Below are 16,898 nucleotides of genomic sequence, written 5' to 3' on the forward strand. Positions count from 1 at the left end.
TTGAGCGTTCCGTCAAGGGATCACGGGTAGGAGCCACCTTATGAGTCAGAATACGCTGAAAGTTCATGATTTAAATGAAGATGCGGAATTTGATGAGAACGGAGTTGAGGTTTTTGACGAAAAGGCCTTAGTAGAAGAGGAACCCAGTGATAACGATTTGGCCGAAGAGGAACTGTTATCGCAGGGTGCCACACAGCGTGTGTTGGACGCGACTCAGCTTTACCTTGGTGAGATTGGTTATTCGCCACTGTTAACGGCCGAAGAAGAAGTTTATTTTGCGCGTCGCGCACTGCGTGGAGATGTTGCCTCCCGCCGCCGGATGATTGAGAGTAACTTACGTCTGGTGGTAAAAATTGCCCGCCGTTATGGCAATCGTGGTCTGGCTTTGCTGGATCTTATCGAAGAGGGCAACCTGGGGCTGATCCGCGCGGTTGAGAAGTTTGACCCGGAACGTGGTTTCCGCTTCTCAACATACGCAACATGGTGGATTCGTCAGACGATCGAACGGGCGATTATGAACCAAACCCGTACTATTCGTTTGCCGATTCACATCGTAAAGGAGCTGAACGTTTACCTGCGAACCGCACGTGAGTTGTCCCATAAGCTGGATCACGAACCGAGTGCGGAAGAGATCGCAGAGCAACTGGATAAGCCAGTTGATGACGTCAGCCGTATGCTTCGTCTTAACGAGCGCATTACCTCGGTAGACACCCCTCTGGGCGGTGATTCCGAAAAAGCGTTGCTGGACATTCTGGCCGATGAAAAAGAGAACGGTCCGGAAGACACCACGCAAGATGACGATATGAAGCAGAGCATCGTCAAATGGCTGTTCGAGCTGAACGCCAAACAGCGTGAAGTGCTGGCACGTCGATTCGGTTTGCTGGGGTACGAAGCGGCAACACTGGAAGATGTAGGTCGTGAAATTGGCCTCACTCGTGAACGTGTTCGCCAGATTCAGGTTGAAGGCCTGCGCCGTCTGCGTGAGATTTTGCAGACTCAGGGGCTGAATATCGAGGCGCTGTTCCGCGAATAAGCAAGCATCTGTCAGAAAGGCCAGTCTCAAGTGAGGCTGGCCTTTTTCTTTTGTATGATCCGTCCTGAATAGCGTTGATGGTGACGCCGGCTTCTGACAGTAAACTGGTGTGCGAAACCCGATGTCTTTATGAAGAAATTCATGACCGATATTGGCAATAGCGGATCTGAACCAGAGCTGATCCTTATCCTGACTGGATTAACTATTTAATTTTATAAAACGATAAGCGTCCGCTTTTCGGCGATCCGGTATCAATATAAATCTGGTTAGCGAATGTCTGAATGTTATCAAACATCATATGTCCAAATATAAAATAATCAGCACCATTTATTTTTTGTAACTCGCCATGAAGCGACTTCTGCACACGATCAACAGGCCGGAGTAATTCGCTTTCCGCAATTTCTTTGCCAAAGTGATATTCATTACCCGGATAATCTGCATGTGCGATGACATATTTTCTAATATCGTTACTCAATTCGATAATATGCGGGAGATGATGAAACCTCAGCAACAGATCTATTGCTTCTTTTTGCTCTGAATCATTTAAATCAAAAAACCATTCGCCGCCGCTGGCTAACCACATATTGCCATCACCGGTTGCGAATGCATCAAGCGCCATCGCTTCGTGGTTGCCTTTCACGGAGGTAAACCAGGGCTGGTTTAACAGGCGTAGCACGTTAAGACTCTCCGACCCACGATCAATATTATCGCCTGTGGAAATAAGTAAGTCTGTTTCGTGACAAAAAGATAATTCATGCAAACGGGATTGTAATAATTGATAGTCACCATGAATATCACCAACAGCCCAAATATGGCGGTAGTGATGAGCATCAATTTTTTGATAGCGTGTTGATGGCATGATTTTACCCTGTAAAATAATCTCTACTATTATACAGGGTATTTTTATTAGATTCGCCAGTTGTCATTAATATTCCCGATAGTAAAAGACTATCGGGAATTATTTTTACACCAGACTCTTCAACCGATAAATCCACTCCAGCGCCTGACGCGGAGTCAGAGAATCTGGATCGAGATTTTCCAGTGCTTCGACCGCTGGCGAGGTTTCTTCCGGCACAGAAAGTAGCGACATTTGCGTACCATCTACCTGTGTAGCGGCAGCATTCGGCGAAATGCTTTCCAGCTCACGCAGTTTCTGTCGCGCACGTTTGATCACTTCTTTCGGTACACCTGCCAGCGCAGCAACCGCCAGACCGTAGCTCTTACTCGCCGCGCCGTCCTGCACGCTGTGCATAAAGGCGATAGTGTCTCCGTGCTCCAGCGCATCGAGATGCACATTGGCGACGCCTTCCATTTTCTCCGGCAGTTGAGTCAGCTCGAAGTAATGGGTAGCAAACAGCGTCAACGCTTTAATTTTATTCGCCAGATTTTCCGCACATGCCCACGCCAGCGACAGGCCATCGTAAGTGGACGTCCCGCGCCCAATCTCATCCATCAACACCAGACTGTACTCGGTGGCGTTATGCAGAATATTAGCGGTTTCGGTCATCTCCACCATAAAGGTTGAACGTCCGGAAGCCAGATCATCCGCTGCGCCAACACGGGTGAAGATGCGATCGATCGGTCCAATCTCGACTTTTTGTGCCGGTACGTAACTGCCAATATACGCCATCAGCGCAATCAACGCGGTCTGGCGCATATAGGTACTTTTACCGCCCATGTTCGGACCGGTGATGATCAACATGCGACGCTGAGGCGACAGATTCAGCGGGTTAGCGATAAACGGCTCATTCAGCACCTGTTCAACCACCGGATGGCGACCTTCGGTAATGCGAATGCCGGGTTTATCGATAAAGGTCGGGCAGGTGTAGTTCAGGGTATATGCGCGTTCCGCCAGATTTACCAGCACGTCCAGTTCTGCCAGCGCGCTCGCACTCTGTTGTAACGCTTCCAGATGCGGCAGTAGCAGGTCGAACAACTCTTCATAAAGCTGTTTTTCCAGCGTCAGTGCTTTACCTTTTGAAGTCAGTACCTTGTCTTCGTACTCTTTCAGCTCCGGAATAATGTAACGTTCGGCGTTTTTCAGCGTCTGGCGGCGCATATAGTTGATTGGCGCCAGATGGCTTTGCCCACGGCTGATTTGAATGTAGTAGCCGTGCACCGCATTAAAGCCGACTTTCAGTGTGTCCAGACCGGTACGTTCACGCTCGCGGATTTCCAGACGCTCCAGATAATCGGTCGCACCGTCAGCCAGCGCACGCCACTCATCCAGTTCTTCGTTATAGCCTGGAGCGATGACGCCACCGTCGCGTACCAGCACTGGCGGTGTCTCGATAATTGCCCGCTCCAGCAGGTCACGCAGCTCGGCAAACTCACCCATTTTTTCACGCAGCGCCTGTACTGGTGCACTATCGATATTTTCTAACTGTGCGCGCAGTTCCGGCAGTTGCTGGAAGGCATGGCGCATACGAGCCAGATCGCGCGGGCGAGCAGTGCGTAACGCCAGGCGCGCCAGAATACGCTCCAGATCGCCGACCTGCCGTAGTACCGGCTGTAACTCGGCGGTGAAATCCTGCAATGCGCCAATAGTTTGCTGACGCTCAAGCAACACACGGGTGTCGCGCACCGGCATATGCAGCCAGCGTTTCAGCATACGGCTACCCATCGGCGTGACGGTGCAATCGAGCACGGAAGCCAATGTATTTTCCGCACCGCCCGCCAGATTCTGGGTAATTTCCAGGTTACGACGTGTCGCAGCATCCATAATGATGCTGTCCTGCTCACGTTCCATAGTGATAGAACGAATATGCGGCAGGGTCGTGCGTTGGGTATCTTTCGCATACTGTAACAGGCAACCGGCAGCACAAAGCCCGCGAGGCGCGTTCTCGACGCCAAAACCGACCAGATCGCGGGTGCCAAATTGCAGGTTCAACTGCTGGCGCGCGGTGTCGATTTCAAACTCCCACAGCGGACGACGGCGCAGGCCGCGACGACCTTCAATCAACGACATCTCGGCGAAATCTTCTGCATAAAGCAGTTCCGCCGGATTGGTGCGTTGCAGTTCTGCCGCCATCGTTTCGCGGTCAGCCGGTTCGCTCAGACGAAAACGGCCGGAGCTGATATCCAGCGTCGCGTAACCGAAACCTTTACTGTCCTGCCAGATAGCCGCCAGCAGGTTGTCCTGACGCTCCTGCAACAGGGCTTCATCGCTGATAGTGCCCGGCGTAACGATACGCACAACTTTGCGCTCAACCGGCCCTTTGCTGGTGGCCGGATCGCCGATTTGTTCACAAATCGCAACCGACTCACCTTGATTCACCAGTTTGGCGAGATAGTTTTCCACTGCATGGTAGGGAATACCCGCCATCGGGATCGGCTCGCCCGCAGATGCGCCGCGTTTAGTCAGTGAAATATCCAGCAGCTGCGACGCTCGTTTTGCGTCGTCATAAAACAGCTCGTAAAAGTCACCCATCCGGTAGAACAGCAGGATCTCAGGATGCTGGGCTTTCAGCTTGAGGTACTGCTGCATCATCGGAGTATGGGCGTCGAAATTTTCTATTACACTCATGGAGTTAGATCCAGTTCCCTGATGTTAAATGTAGTGTGATGGTTTTTATTTTCGTTGTAATCACATAAGGCGCACATGATACCGGAGTTAATCATTTCAGGGGAAGACGCGAAAGGTGAGTTCTTGATGTCGGTTCCGGTAAAAATGCTGTTTTGCAGCGTTTGCTTGTTGACTGTGAAGAAGGCGCACAACATTGCCTGGTTGAAGAAATCTCCTCCTTCTGAGCCATAGTCCCCTTTAAATTTAAGTTGTAATATAAATGCACCTTAAGAGTATGGAGGCAGCATGTCCGGCAAGCGTATCTCTCGTGAAAAACTGACGATTAAAAGAATGATCGATCTTTATCAAGCGCAATGCCCGCAGGCGTCAGCGGAGCCGGGGCATTACGATGCGCTGTTTGCTTACGCGCAAAAGCGGTTGGATAAATGTGTGTTTGGCGAAGAGAAACCGGCCTGTAAGCAGTGTCCGGTTCACTGTTATCAGCCTGCGAAGCGTGAGGAGATGAAGCAGATTATGCGTTGGGCAGGGCCGCGAATGCTGTGGCGTCATCCGATCTTAACCGTGCGTCATCTGATTGATGACAAGCGTCCGGTGCCAGAATTGCCGGAAAAATATCGCCCGAAGAAACCACGTGAATAGCGTGCCGGATAGATCTACCTGTCCGGCACTCCAGACAATTAAACCAACGCCGCTTTATCAATTCCCAGCCGTTTCATCCGTGACAGCAGGGTCGTGCGTTTTAGCCCCAGACGTTGCGCAGCGCCTTTCGGACCCGCGACTACGCCGTTCGTCTCTTTTAATACGCGAACAATCAGTTGATATTCATCTTCGCCTTCCTGAGCGACGACCGTTGCAGCAGGCGGCGTTTCAGGTTCTGGCAGTGAGATATCGGGTAAAGAGAGTTGTAGAACATTACCGCGAGTCAGCAGTACCGCACGCTCAATAACATTTTCCAGTTCGCGCACGTTACCCGGCCATTCCATGTTGCTCAATATGCGCAGCGTCTCGGCAGGAATGCTGTCGATATTGCGCCCCAGTCGGCGGGCAATTTTGAAGGTAAAGGCTTTCGCCAGCAGCGGAATATCTTCCGGGCGCTCGCGTAACGGCGGCAGGTGGATCGGGAAGACGTTCAGGCGGTAATAGAGATCGCTACGGAACTCGCGGTCGGCGACCATTTTTTTCAGATCGCGATTAGTTGCGGCGATTAAACGCACGTCTGTCTGAATGATTTTGTTGCTGCCGAGGCGTTCAAACTCCTGCTCCTGCAATACGCGCAGCAACTTCGGCTGTAACTCCAGTGGCATATCACCCACTTCATCGAGGAACAGCGAGCTTTTATCCGCCAGTTCAAAACGACCGATGCGCTGTGCGCTGGCACCAGTAAAGGCACCACGTTCATGACCAAACAGATCGCTTTCCAGTAATCCTGCAGGCATCGCCGCGCAGTTCATTTTCACCATGCGACGATTGTTCCGCCCACTCAGATTGTGAATTGCGCGGGCGATTAGCTCTTTTCCTGTGCCAGTTTCACCAAGAATGAGTACGGTACTGTCGCTTTGCGCCACCATCTCAACCTGCTTGAGCACGCTGTACATGCTTTCGCTGCGACCAATAATCTCGCCAAATTCACTATCTACATTGTTGAGTTGTTCAGTCAGGGCGAGGTTTTCATCAACCAGCCGCTCTTTCAGACGGTGGATTTCCTGGTAGGCGAGGGCATTATCGACGGCGATTGCCACTCGTTCGGCAATCTGGCGCAGCAAACTCAGGTTGGTGGTGGTAAACGTTTTCTCTTCGCACTGTGCCAGTTTCAGCACGCCCAGCATGGTATTGCCAGACATCAACGGCAGCAGGCACAGCGTCTGGATCTGGTTGCCCCAGGTATCAAACAACATGCGTTCGTAGGGGGCTAAATCATCCCGCTCGTGGAGATTAATCAGCAGCATCTCTTTGCTTTTAAATACGCGCTCGGTGAGGGTTCCGGCCTCATCAACTTCACTCTGTTCGTGAGTGGGATGCTGTTTATCGAGATAGTGAGTGGAGTAGACGTTGAGTTTGTTTTTGCGGTGGCTACGTAAGACGATACTGATATCGTCGATATCGAAGTAGTAGTGGATCTCTTTCGCCACTTCGCTGACCAGTTCGTCCATATCCAGGCGGGAGAGTACCGCATTGGTGATGGCGACCAGAATGCGGAAGTTATCCCGTTCCCGACATAACAGTTCGTAGTCGACATTGTTGATGATGCGGCTCTGAATTTGCTCGGTGACAACAGAAACAATCTGCGTAAAGGTTTGCAGGCGATTGAACTCTTTTTCGCTCCACGGGCGATCGTCATAACGAATAAATTCACAGCCGCCAAAAATATGTCCTTCCGCTGCCTGTGGCATCAGGCAATAGTGACCAAATTTAGGGTATAGCCCGCTTGTGGCCAGTTGCGGCCAGGTTTCACAAAATTCTTCGTAGCTGCAATGCAGCGTATCAGGACGCGACAAAATGCTACGCACCGGCCCATGCGCCAGAACGGTTTCGTCTTCGTATTTTATGGGAGTTTCTTTGTCACGCGACGCGTAATAAGTCGCACGTTGAGTCTGCGCTTGCCACAACACAATCGCCGCGTTGTCGGCGAGCGCAGAACGCTTTACCAGTTGCGAAAGAGCCTCACACAGCGAGGCCAGATCGGGCTGCTGCAATAGTGTCCGAGTGATGTCGAACAACCCTTGTTGCCCGAGATCACTCATCGGTGTATACGACATGTTGTTCTTCCAGGAAAGCACCGCTAAGCGGTGCAAAAGGTAAATGACAAATTATAGGAGCTTTAGATTTTTATTAGCATATACGAGGCAGCGGTTCGGCGTGAGGTAGATCGAGAGTTCGTTTCACGCCATAAAGCCCTGCGAGACGAACACCTTTACGCTCCACCACTTCGCCAATTAACGCTGCATCCTGTCCTAGTGGATGGGAATGCAGCGCCGCCAACACTTGCTCAGCCGCATTACGCTCTACGGCAATCACCAGCTTACCTTCATTGGCAAAGTTGAGGGCGTCCAGCCCCAGCAGCTCACAAACGCCGCGCACAGCAGGTTTAACCGGTAGCGCAGCTTCTGAAAGCTCAATACCGCAACCGCAGGCTGCCGCGAACTCATGAACCACCGCGTTCACCCCACCGCGCGTGGCATCGCGCAGCGCCTTCACGCCGGGAATGTCTCGCAGCGTCTGAATCAGCGGCGTCAGCACCGCGCAGTCGCTGACCAGTTCGCCATCCAGCCCCAGTTGTTCGCGCAAGTTAAGGATAGTCGCACCGTGGTCGCCGAGTGTACCGCTAACCAGCAATACATCGCCTGCGGTCAGGGTTTGTGCGCCCCAGTGAATATTTGTCGGGATCGCGCCCATGCCTGCGGTGTTGATAAACAGTTTATCTGCCGCCCCACGCTGCACCACTTTTGTATCGCCAGTAACGATGGCGATGCCAGCCGCACGGGCAGTTTCAGCCATGCTGGTGACCACTGCTTTCAGCGTCTCCATCGGCAATCCTTCTTCAAGGATAAATCCACAGGAGAGATAGCGTGGAATTGCACCGCTGACCGCCACGTCATTCGCCGTGCCGCAAATCGCCAGCTTGCCAATATTGCCACCAGGAAAGAATAGCGGGTCAATGACGTAGCTGTCGGTGGAAAAGGCCAGACGGTCGCCTTCCGCCACCAGTTGCGCCAGATCAAGACGCGCTTGATCTTCCTGCTCAGCCAGCCACGGATTCGCAAAGGCTTCCATAAACAGGCTGTTGATTAATTGCTGCATCGCCTGGCCGCCGCTGCCGTGGGCGAGTTGGATATTATTCACGCTTCACTCTCCTGCTGACGATACTGATACCACGCGGCGCACGCTCCTTCAGAGGAGACCATCAGCGCGCCGAATGCGGTTTGAGGATTACAGGTGTTACCAAACAGCGGGCATTGATGCGGCTTACATTTGCCCGTCAATACTTCGCCACAGCGCGCGCGTGGATCATCGCAAACCTGCTGCGGTGCCGGGCGGAAATGCGCTTCAGCGTCAAATCGCTGATAATCCGGCGTCAGATGCACGCCAGATGATTCGATCACCCCAAGGCCACGCCATTCGCTATCGCCGTTAACACAGAACACGTCGGCTATCGCCTGTTGCGCCAGCAGGTTACCTGCGTCAGGCACCACCCTACGGTACTGATTCTCTACTTTGCTGTGGGCCGCTATTTTCTGCTCTACCAGCATCACCACGCCTTGTAGTAGATCAAGTGGTTCGAAACCAGCGACCACCAGCGGACGATTAAAATCGCTGGCGATAAAATTATAGGCATCGGTGCCGATAACCATACTGACGTGGCCCGGCGCGAGGAACGCATCAATGCCATTGTCCGGTTGTTCCAGCAAACTGCGCAGCGTGGGGATAAGCGTAATGTGCTGGCAGAAGAAGTAAAAGTTCTGCACATCGCGGGCTTTCGCCTGTTGCAGGGTGATGGCGGTGGTCGGCATGGTGGTTTCAAACCCTAAGCCGAAGAACACCACTTTGCGGGTTGGGTTCTCCTGCGCCAGTTTCAACGCATCCATTGGCGAGTAGACGATGCGCACATCGGCACCGCGTGCTTTTGCCTGCAACAGTGACCCCTGTTTTCCTGGTACGCGCATGGCGTCGCCAAAGGTACAGAAAATCACTTCCGGATGGCTGGCAATTTCCACGCAGGTGTCGATTCTGCCCATCGGCAGTACGCACACCGGGCAGCCCGGACCGTGGATAAACTCAACGTTTTCTGGCAGTAACTGATCGAGGCCGAATTTAAAAATGGCGTGGGTATGACCGCCGCACACTTCCATAATACGCAGAGGGCGTTCGGCGGTGTAAGAGAGGTGTGAAGCACGTTCGCGCAGATGCTCAATTAACTGCATCACCTGTTCCGGCGCGCGATATTCATCAACAAAACGCATTATTTTTCCTCGCCATACAACAGCGCACCGACATCCGGCTCAACGTCAAACATATTTTGTAAGGCGTCGAGGGTATCGCGCGCTTCGGCTTCATTAATTACGCTCATGGCAAAGCCAACGTGAACCAGTACCCACTGACCCACGCGCGGCTGACCGTTTTCATCGCAGCTGCCGACTAACGTTAAATCGACATCGCGCTGAATGCCGCAGACGTCGACTTTCGCCTGGTTGCCGTCAATGGTGCGAATCTGGCCGGGAACGCCTATGCACATCGCTGTGTCTCCAGCCAGTTCAGCCACTGATCCATCCCTTCGCCGCTGGTGGCAGAAATGAGGATGATTTCAATTTCTGGATTGACTTCGCGGGCGCAGGCGATGCATTTCTCAACGTCGAAATTGAGATACGGCAGCAGGTCAACTTTGTTGAGTAGCATCAGCGAGGCGGCGGCAAACATATGCGGATATTTCAGCGGCTTGTCTTCGCCTTCGGTAACGGAAAGCACCGCCACTTTATGTTTCTCACCCAGATCGAAGCTGGCCGGGCACACCAGGTTGCCAACGTTTTCGATAAACAGAATACCGTTATCGTCCAGTGGCAGGCGCGGCGCGGCGTCGGCGATCATCTGTGCATCGAGATGGCAGCCTTTACCGGTGTTCACCTGAATTGCTGGCGTACCGGTAGCGCGAATACGTGCGGCATCGTTTACGGTTTGCTGATCGCCTTCAATTACCGCGCATGGAACGCTGTCTTTCAGGCGCATTAAGGTTTCAGTCAGCAGCGTGGTTTTACCGGAACCGGGGCTGGATACCAGGTTGAGCACCAGTTGATTACGGGCAGCAAAACGCGCGCGGTTACGTTCAGCCAGGCGGTTATTTTTGTCCAGCACGTCAATTTCGACTTCCAGCATCCGGCGCTGGCTCATGCCCGGCGCGTGTGTGCCTGCTTCACCATGACCGTAATGCAGGTCGCCTTCTTCGGTCTGGCTGGGGGTAAATTCAGGCGTTTTAATGCCGGTGATTTTCATCTTCGGGCGTGCTGCCGGGGCAAATGGCGCGCTACGAAACGCGGAATGAGGGTTATGTTCATCACCCTCGATATACAGGTTGCCTTCACCGCAACCGCATGTTGTACACATCGCTCACTCCTGGTCTATTTCTATTCGCCGAATCTGTAAACCGTCGTCTGCCACAATGCGCAGCATGTCGCCATGACACTGTGGGCAGCGGCGGACACGCTGGGTCAGTAGCGTCACATACTGTTGGCATGTTTCACACCAGCATTCGGCCTCTTGTTCTTCGAGGTGCAGTTTACAACCTTCCGCCACGCTGCCACGGCAAACCAGATCAAAACAAAAGGCAAGAGAGCTGGTTTCGACACAAGAAAATGCGCCAATTTTGAGCCAGACCCCAGTTACGCGTTTTGCGCCGTGCTTTGCGGCCTGTTGTTCGATCAATTCCAGTGCCCGTTGGCAGAGGGTTATTTCGTGCATATCGCCTCCCATTAACTATTGCCAGCTATAAGCAATAATTGTGCCAGTGTTGACTATCCCTGCGGTGAATAATGTCGATGATGTCGAAATGACACGTCGACACGGCGTCGAAATTCAGTGAAATCATAAAAATCACCTAAATAACAATGTATTAAAAATTGGCACAGAAAATGCTTAAGGGCAGACATCTCTGTTAAACGGGTAACCTGACAATGACTATTTGGGAAATAAGCGAGAAAGCCGATTACATTGCACAGCGGCATCGTCGCCTACAGGACCAGTGGCATATCTATTGCAATTCGCTGGTTCAGGGGATCACGTTATCAAAAGCGCGTTTGCATCACGCGATGAGCTGCGCGCCAGATAAAGAGCTCTGTTTCGTTCTTTTTGAACATTTTCGAATTTACGTCACCCTGGCGGATGGTTTTAACAGCCATACCATCGAGTACTACGTCGAAACGAAAGACGGCGAAGATAAGCAGCGGATTGCACTGGCTCAGTTGAGCAGTGACGGCATGATTGATGGCAAGGTCAACATCCGTAATCGCGAACAAGTGCTGGAACACTATCTCGAAAAAATCGCCGGCGTTTACGACAGCTTATACACCGCCATTGAAAACAATACCCCGGTGAATTTAAGCCAACTGGTAGAGGGACAAAGCTCGGCTGCATGAGCTGAGGCTTTGCCCGTTTTGCAGGCGTCATGCCTGTTTGGGGATGGGCGTGTCGATGAGTGTCGAAAATGACATTTCATCGGCATGTTTTCGTCAAAAATGACAATCACCTGAGGAATGCCTGGTGAATCGTTTTGTAATTGCTGACTCCACGCTCTGTATCGGCTGCCACACCTGTGAGGCCGCCTGCTCAGAGACGCATCGCCAGCACGGCCTGCAATCCATGCCGCGCCTGAGAGTGATGCTAAATGAAAAAGAATCTGCACCGCAGCTCTGTCACCACTGTGAAGATGCGCCCTGTGCGGTGGTCTGCCCGGTTAACGCCATCGAGCGCGTTGATGGTGCCGTTCAGCTTAATGAAAGCCTGTGCGTAAGCTGCAAACTGTGCGGCATCGCCTGCCCGTTTGGCGCAATTGAATTTTCCGGCAGCCGTCCGCTGGATATTCCGGCAAATGCCAATACCCCGAAAGCGCCACCGGCACCGCCTGCTCCGGCGCGTGTCAGCACATTGCTTGACTGGGTGCCGGGCATTCGCGCGACCGCCGTCAAATGTGACCTTTGTAGCTTTGATGAACAAGGTCCAGCCTGCGTGCGGATGTGCCCAACTAAAGCCCTGCATCTGGTGGATAACACCGATATCGCCCGCGTCAGCAAACGTAAGCGTGAGCTGACTTTTAACACCGATTTTGGCGATCTCACCTTGTTTCAGCAGGCTCAAAGTGGAGAGGCTAAATGAGCGCAATTTCCCTGATCAATAGCGGCGTTGCGTGGTTTGTCGCCGCCGCTGTTCTGGCATTTCTCTTTTCTTTTCATAAGGCGCTAAGCGGCTGGGTCGCCGGGATTGGCGGCGCGGTTGGTAGCGTGTACACGGCAGCAGCAGGTTTCACCGTGCTGACGGGGGCGGTCGGCGTGAGCGGTACGCTGTCACTGGTGAGTTTTGATATCCAAATCTCCCCGCTTAACGCGATTTGGTTGATTACCCTCGGCCTGTGCGGCCTGTTTGTCAGCCTCTACAACATTGACTGGCATCGCCACGCGCAGGTGAAGTGCAACGGCTTGCAGATCAATATGCTGATGGCTGCCGCCGTGTGCGCCGTTATCGCCAGCAACCTGGGCATGTTAGTAGTAATGGCTGAAATCATGGCTCTGTGCGCGGTGTTCCTCACCAGTAACAGCAAAGAGGGCAAACTGTGGTTTGTGCTGGGGCGTCTTGGCACTCTGCTGCTGGCGATTGCCTGCTGGCTGGTCTGGCAGCGTTACGGCACGCTGGATCTGCGCCTGCTGGATATGCGCGTACAACAACTGCCGCTCGGTTCCGATATCTGGCTGCTCGGTGTGATTGGCTTTGGCCTGCTGGCCGGGATTATCCCGCTGCACGGCTGGGTGCCGCAGGCTCATGCTAACGCCTCAGCGCCTGCTGCGGCGCTGTTTTCCACGGTGGTAATGAAAATCGGCCTGCTGGGCATTTTAACCCTGTCTTTGCTGGGCGGTAATGCGCCGCTGTGGTGGGGAATTGCGCTGCTGGTGCTCGGCATGATCACCGCGTTCGTCGGTGGTCTGTATGCGCTGATGGAACACAACATCCAGCGTCTGCTGGCTTACCACACCCTGGAAAATATCGGCATTATCCTGCTGGGGCTGGGCGCTGGCGTAACGGGGATCGCGCTCGAACAACCGGCGCTGATTGCTCTTGGCCTGGTCGGTGGTCTGTACCATCTGCTTAACCATAGCCTGTTCAAAAGCGTACTGTTCCTCGGTGCGGGTAGCGTCTGGTTCCGTACTGGTCATCGCGATATCGAAAAACTCGGCGGCATTGGCAAGAAAATGCCGGTTATCTCCATCGCCATGTTAGTCGGGCTGATGGCAATGGCTGCGCTGCCGCCGTTGAACGGGTTTGCCGGGGAGTGGGTTATCTACCAGTCCTTCTTCAAACTAAGCAATAGCGGGGCGTTTGTTGCTCGTCTGCTGGGACCGCTGCTCGCCGTGGGGCTGGCAATTACCGGTGCGCTGGCGGTGATGTGTATGGCGAAAGTTTATGGCGTTACGTTCCTTGGCGCGCCGCGTACCAAAGAAGCCGAAAACGCCACCTGTGCGCCGCTCCTGATGAGCGTAAGCGTAGTGGCACTGGCGATTTGCTGCGTAATTGGCGGTGTTGCTGCGCCGTGGCTGCTGCCGATGCTGTCTGCTGCGGTGCCTCTGCCGCTGGAGCCTGCTAACACCACCGTTTCTCAACCAATGATCACCCTGCTGCTGATTGCCTGCCCGCTGCTGCCATTCATCATTATGGCGATTTGCAAAGGCGACCGCCTGCCGTCGCGTTCCCGTGGCGCGGCATGGGTGTGCGGCTACGACCATGAAAAATCAATGGTGATTACCGCTCACGGTTTTGCCATGCCGGTGAAACAGGCGTTTGCGCCGGTGCTGAAACTGCGCAAAGTGCTGAATCCGGTGTCGCTGGTGCCGGGCTGGCAGTGCGAGGGGAGTGCGTTGCTGTTCCGCCGGATGGCGCTGGTTGAACTGGCGGTACTGGTGGTGATTATTGTTTCACGAGGAGCCTGAGAATGAGTGTTTTATATCCGTTAATTCAGGCGCTGGTGTTATTTGCCGTTGCGCCGCTGCTCTCCGGTATTACCCGCGTGGCGCGCGCCCGTCTGCATAATCGTCGCGGGCCGGGCGTGTTGCAGGAGTATCGCGACATTATCAAACTGCTGGGGCGCCAGAGCGTTGGCCCGGATGCCTCCGGCTGGGTGTTCCGCCTGACGCCGTATGTGATGGTGGGCGTCATGCTGACTATCGCTACCGCGCTGCCGGTGGTGACCGTCGGTTCTCCGCTGCCGCAAATGGGCGATTTGATCACCTTGCTGTATCTCTTCGCCATTGCGCGTTTCTTCTTTGCCATTTCCGGTCTGGATACTGGTAGCCCGTTTACCGCTATCGGCGCGAGTCGTGAAGCGATGCTCGGTGTGCTGGTCGAGCCGATGCTGCTGCTTGGCCTGTGGGTTGCGGCGCAGGTTGCCGGTTCCACCAACATCAGCAACATCACCGACACCGTTTATCACTGGCCTCTGAGCCAGAGCATCCCGCTGGTGCTGGCGCTTTGTGCCTGTGCGTTCGCCACCTTTATCGAAATGGGCAAACTGCCGTTCGACCTGGCGGAAGCCGAGCAGGAGTTGCAGGAAGGTCCGCTCTCTGAATACAGCGGTAGCGGCTTTGGCGTCATGAAATGGGGCATCAGCCTGAAACAGCTGGTGGTGTTGCAGATGTTCGTCGGGGTGTTTATTCCGTGGGGACAAATGGAAACCTTCACCGCCGGTGGACTGCTGCTGGCGCTGGTGATTGCCATCGTCAAACTGGTGGTCGGCGTACTGGTTATCGCGCTGTTCGAAAACAGCATGGCCCGTCTGCGTCTTGATATTACTCCGCGCATTACCTGGGCTGGGTTTGGCTTTGCATTTTTAGCGTTCGTCTCCTTGCTGGCGGCGTGATTAAAGAGAGTATGAGCATGTCTGAAGAAAAATTAGGTCAACATTATCTCGCCGCGCTGAATGAGGCATTTCCGGGCGTCGTGCTGGACCACGCCTGGCAGACCAAAGATCAGCTGACCGTTACCGTAAAGGTAAACTATCTGCCGGAAGTGGTGGAGTTCCTCTACTACAAACAGGGTGGCTGGCTGTCGGTACTGTTTGGTAACGATGAACGCAAACTGAATGGTCATTACGCCGTTTACTACGTGCTGTCGATGGAGAAGGGCACCAAGTGCTGGATCACGGTTCGCGTCGAAGTTGATGCCAACAAACCGGAATATCCGTCCGTGACGCCGCGCGTTCCGGCGGCGGTGTGGGGCGAGCGTGAAGTGCGCGATATGTATGGTTTGATTCCGGTTGGTCTGCCGGATGAACGCCGTCTGGTGCTGCCGGATGACTGGCCGGATGAACTTTATCCGCTGCGTAAAGACAGCATGGATTATCGTCAGCGTCCGGCACCGACCACCGATGCTGAAACCTACGAGTTCATCAACGAACTGGGTGATAAGAAAAATAACGTTGTGCCAATCGGTCCGCTGCACGTCACTTCTGACGAACCGGGACATTTCCGTCTGTTCGTCGATGGCGAAAACATTATCGACGCTGACTACCGCCTGTTCTACGTCCATCGCGGCATGGAAAAACTGGCGGAAACCCGCATGGGTTATAACGAAGTGACGTTCCTCTCTGACCGTGTTTGCGGCATCTGCGGCTTTGCCCACAGCACCGCCTACACCACGTCAGTGGAAAACGCGATGGGTATTCAGGTGCCAGAGCGCGCGCAGATGATCCGCGCCATTCTGCTGGAAGTGGAACGCCTGCATTCGCATCTGCTCAACCTCGGCCTCGCCTGTCACTTTACCGGCTTTGACTCCGGCTTTATGCAGTTCTTCCGCGTGCGCGAATCCTCCATGAAAATGGCGGAGATCCTCACCGGGGCGCGTAAAACTTACGGCCTGAACTTGATCGGCGGGATTCGTCGCGATCTGCTGAAAGATGACATGATCCAGACCCGTCAACTGGCGCAGCAAATGCGTCGTGAAGTGCGGGAACTGGTGGATGTGCTGCTGAGTACGCCAAACATGGAACAGCGCACCGTCGGCATTGGTCGCCTCGACCCGGAAATCGCCCGCGATTTCAGTAACGTCGGCCCGATGGTTCGCGCCAGCGGCCACGCTCGTGATACCCGTGCCGATCACCCGTTTGTTGGTTATGGTCTGCTGCCGATGGAAGTTCACAGCGAGCAGGGCTGCGACGTTATTTCGCGCCTGAAAGTGCGTATTAACGAAGTCTTTACCTCACTCAATATGATTGACTACGGCCTGGACAACCTGCCAGGCGGTCCGCTGGCGGTGGAAGGATTCACCTACATTCCACACCGTTTTGCGTTGGGCTTTGCTGAAGCGCCGCGTGGCGATGATATCCACTGGAGCATGACCGGCGACAACCAGAAGTTGTACCGCTGGCGCTGCCGTGCCGCGACCTACGCGAACTGGCCGACCCTGCGCTACATGCTACGCGGCAACACCGTTTCCGATGCGCCGCTGATTATCGGTAGCCTCGACCCTTGCTACTCCTGTACCGACCGCATGACCGTGGTCGATGTGCGTAAGAAGAAGAGCAAAGTGGTGCCGTACAAAGAACTCGAGCGTTACAGCATTGAGCGTAAAAACTCGCCGCTGAAATAAGGAATC

Annotated in this window: 15 protein-coding genes; 7 read left to right on the forward strand and 8 right to left on the reverse strand. The window is 53.8% G+C overall.

The window, feature by feature from the left end; all coding sequences use genetic code 11:
• Nucleotides 1-40: 40 nt before the first annotated feature.
• A complete protein-coding gene (gene rpoS, locus HEM79_RS09675; protein ID WP_000081550.1) occupies nucleotides 41-1,033 on the forward strand; it encodes an RNA polymerase sigma factor RpoS in 993 nt (330 codons plus the stop codon).
• 202 nt (nucleotides 1,034-1,235) lie between these two features.
• Here rpoS and pphB read toward each other — a convergent pair whose 3' ends face one another.
• The gene (pphB, locus tag HEM79_RS09680; protein ID WP_176241669.1) at nucleotides 1,236-1,892 is read right to left on the reverse strand and encodes a protein-serine/threonine phosphatase; all 657 of its coding nucleotides are present in this window, start codon (nucleotides 1,890-1,892) and stop codon (nucleotides 1,236-1,238) included.
• Between the two features lie 105 nt (nucleotides 1,893-1,997).
• A complete protein-coding gene (gene mutS, locus HEM79_RS09685) occupies nucleotides 1,998-4,559 on the reverse strand; it encodes a DNA mismatch repair protein MutS (RefSeq protein ID WP_000110912.1) in 2,562 nt (853 codons plus the stop codon).
• A gap of 285 nt (nucleotides 4,560-4,844) precedes the next feature.
• On the opposite strand from mutS, the gene HEM79_RS09690 reads away from it, so the two are divergent.
• Nucleotides 4,845-5,198: a nitrous oxide-stimulated promoter family protein gene (locus HEM79_RS09690; RefSeq protein WP_000015504.1), complete on the forward strand. Its 354-nt coding sequence runs from the start codon at nucleotides 4,845-4,847 to the stop codon at nucleotides 5,196-5,198.
• A gap of 38 nt (nucleotides 5,199-5,236) precedes the next feature.
• On the opposite strand, the gene flhA is transcribed toward HEM79_RS09690, so the two are convergent.
• The 6 genes from flhA to hypA form a co-directional block, all read right to left on the reverse strand.
• A complete protein-coding gene (gene flhA, locus HEM79_RS09695) occupies nucleotides 5,237-7,315 on the reverse strand; it encodes a formate hydrogenlyase transcriptional activator FlhA (RefSeq protein WP_010352002.1) in 2,079 nt (692 codons plus the stop codon).
• 73 nt (nucleotides 7,316-7,388) lie between these two features.
• Nucleotides 7,389-8,399: a hydrogenase maturation carbamoyl dehydratase HypE gene (hypE, locus tag HEM79_RS09700; protein ID WP_021551282.1), complete on the reverse strand. Its 1,011-nt coding sequence runs from the start codon at nucleotides 8,397-8,399 to the stop codon at nucleotides 7,389-7,391.
• Nucleotides 8,396-9,517 (reverse strand): hydrogenase formation protein HypD, encoded by a 1,122-nt coding sequence (gene hypD / locus HEM79_RS09705; RefSeq protein WP_001212986.1) that lies wholly within the window; start codon nucleotides 9,515-9,517, stop codon nucleotides 8,396-8,398. The genes hypE and hypD overlap by 4 nt, the downstream gene beginning before the upstream one ends.
• Nucleotides 9,517-9,789 carry a hydrogenase 3 maturation protein HypC gene (gene hypC, locus HEM79_RS09710; protein ID WP_000334881.1) on the reverse strand — a complete coding sequence of 91 codons (273 nt, stop codon included), beginning with the start codon at nucleotides 9,787-9,789 and terminating at the stop codon, nucleotides 9,517-9,519. The genes hypD and hypC overlap by 1 nt, the downstream gene beginning before the upstream one ends.
• A complete protein-coding gene (gene hypB, locus HEM79_RS09715) occupies nucleotides 9,780-10,652 on the reverse strand; it encodes a hydrogenase nickel incorporation protein HypB (RefSeq protein ID WP_176241668.1) in 873 nt (290 codons plus the stop codon). The genes hypC and hypB overlap by 10 nt, the downstream gene beginning before the upstream one ends.
• A gap of 3 nt (nucleotides 10,653-10,655) precedes the next feature.
• On the reverse strand, nucleotides 10,656-11,006 hold the full coding sequence (hypA, locus tag HEM79_RS09720) for a hydrogenase maturation nickel metallochaperone HypA (RefSeq protein WP_001516945.1): 351 nt from the start codon (nucleotides 11,004-11,006) through the stop codon (nucleotides 10,656-10,658).
• Between the two features lie 212 nt (nucleotides 11,007-11,218).
• On the opposite strand from hypA, the gene hycA reads away from it, so the two are divergent.
• The 5 genes from hycA to hycE all read left to right on the forward strand — a co-directional run bounded on the left by hycA (nucleotide 11,219) and on the right by hycE (nucleotide 16,892).
• The gene (gene hycA / locus HEM79_RS09725) at nucleotides 11,219-11,680 is read left to right on the forward strand and encodes a formate hydrogenlyase regulator HycA (RefSeq protein ID WP_000158052.1); all 462 of its coding nucleotides are present in this window, start codon (nucleotides 11,219-11,221) and stop codon (nucleotides 11,678-11,680) included.
• A 124-nt stretch (nucleotides 11,681-11,804) separates the two neighbouring features.
• Nucleotides 11,805-12,416: a formate hydrogenlyase subunit HycB gene (gene hycB, locus HEM79_RS09730; protein WP_176241667.1), complete on the forward strand. Its 612-nt coding sequence runs from the start codon at nucleotides 11,805-11,807 to the stop codon at nucleotides 12,414-12,416.
• The gene (gene hycC / locus HEM79_RS09735) at nucleotides 12,413-14,239 is read left to right on the forward strand and encodes a formate hydrogenlyase subunit 3 (protein WP_176241666.1); all 1,827 of its coding nucleotides are present in this window, start codon (nucleotides 12,413-12,415) and stop codon (nucleotides 14,237-14,239) included. The genes hycB and hycC overlap by 4 nt, the downstream gene beginning before the upstream one ends.
• 2 nt (nucleotides 14,240-14,241) lie before the next feature.
• Complete coding sequence (gene hycD / locus HEM79_RS09740) at nucleotides 14,242-15,165, forward strand: formate hydrogenlyase subunit HycD (protein ID WP_176241665.1); 924 nt, start codon at nucleotides 14,242-14,244, stop codon at nucleotides 15,163-15,165.
• 17 nt (nucleotides 15,166-15,182) lie between these two features.
• On the forward strand, nucleotides 15,183-16,892 hold the full coding sequence (gene hycE, locus HEM79_RS09745; RefSeq protein ID WP_016159605.1) for a formate hydrogenlyase subunit HycE: 1,710 nt from the start codon (nucleotides 15,183-15,185) through the stop codon (nucleotides 16,890-16,892).
• The last annotated feature ends 6 nt before the right edge of the window (nucleotides 16,893-16,898 follow it).

Source organism: Escherichia sp. 93.0816, from assembly GCF_013368855.2.
In the GTDB taxonomy this organism is placed as follows: Bacteria; Pseudomonadota; Gammaproteobacteria; order Enterobacterales; family Enterobacteriaceae; genus Escherichia; species Escherichia ruysiae.